Genomic DNA, 949 nt, shown 5'->3' with positions numbered 1-949 from the left:
CTTCCCATATCAACACCCAACATTTATCCCGCAAGCCCGCGCAATCGACATGCAAACCCGCGGGAAAAGACCGGTGACGAATCAACAATCCAAACAAAACCCCTGCGTAACTAGACGGCACAGCCACCCGCAGAGCATTGATTGTTCAGTATGCACCCTGCCCTTTGGCACATTTCCAAGAAACTGCTCCGCTATCATTGCTGATAGTCGAACGTCAGATTGGGGCCCACATGCACTATTTCACGCCGAAACGATGCGCTACATCGAACAAGATCATGTACCACGATAAAGTGCAGGCCCAGCAGGCTGCCGACCAGAGTTTCATCGAACGCGGCGCCGAATTATGGGTGTATCGATGCCAATTCTGCGGTACGTGGCATCTCACCCATCGCGATCCACAGACCAGTTATCGGCATGTACCGCTCAACCAGGAGCTCAAGCCGCATAGCCGTAAGAAGGGCTATAAGCCCCGTAGGCGCTGAAAGCCGCTGGCGGTGGTATATCCCCGCCATGGCACCCCCTATAAGCCCTGTAGCTGCTGAGATCGCCGGCTGCTGAGGCTTGGACGCAATACCAGCTGTCGTTAGCTCTGTCGATGGTGAGAGCACGTTGCCGATCAAACCAATACCGTCTGGTACCGCATACCTGACATAATCAACATTATCGGGCTTCTCGTGCCCTGCTGCGCGTTGATTTCCTGTCGTGGGTGTGGTGTGTTGTCGGCTGGTGCTGGGTGTGTTTCCTGGTGGTGTTATTCCCCATGGTGTGGTGTTTGGCTTGTGTGGTGGGTGGTGGGATTGTTGGTTTTCCGGGGTTGTGGTGGTTTTGTGTTGCCGCACCATGGGGGTTGGCGTGGGTTGGTTGTTTGGTGTTGTTTGTTTGTTGTTGGTGTGGTTGTGGTGTTGGGTTGGTGTTGGTGGGGTAGGGTTGGTGGTGTTTGTCGTGTGTG

At 54.5% G+C, this 949-nt stretch carries 2 protein-coding genes; both read left to right on the top strand.

What is annotated here, in order from left to right; translation table 11 throughout:
• Positions 1-230: 230 nt before the first annotated feature.
• Positions 231-482: a hypothetical protein gene (locus tag BFAL_RS10865; protein ID WP_082440543.1), complete on the top strand. Its 252-nt coding sequence runs from the start codon at positions 231-233 to the stop codon at positions 480-482.
• Between the two features lie 244 nt (positions 483-726).
• A partial coding sequence (locus BFAL_RS11680; RefSeq protein WP_236691745.1) for a hypothetical protein occupies positions 727-949 on the top strand: 223 nt, incomplete at its 3' end.

Source organism: Bifidobacterium aesculapii, from assembly GCF_001417815.1.
GTDB lineage: Bacteria > Actinomycetota > Actinomycetes > Actinomycetales > Bifidobacteriaceae > Bifidobacterium > Bifidobacterium aesculapii.
This window is presented reverse-complemented; position numbering and strand designations above follow the sequence as displayed.

Coding starts and splice junctions, on each gene's coding strand:
- BFAL_RS10865 (WP_082440543.1), top strand. CDS start 231: ATGCACTATTTCACGCCGAAACGATGCGCTACATCGAACAAGATCATG.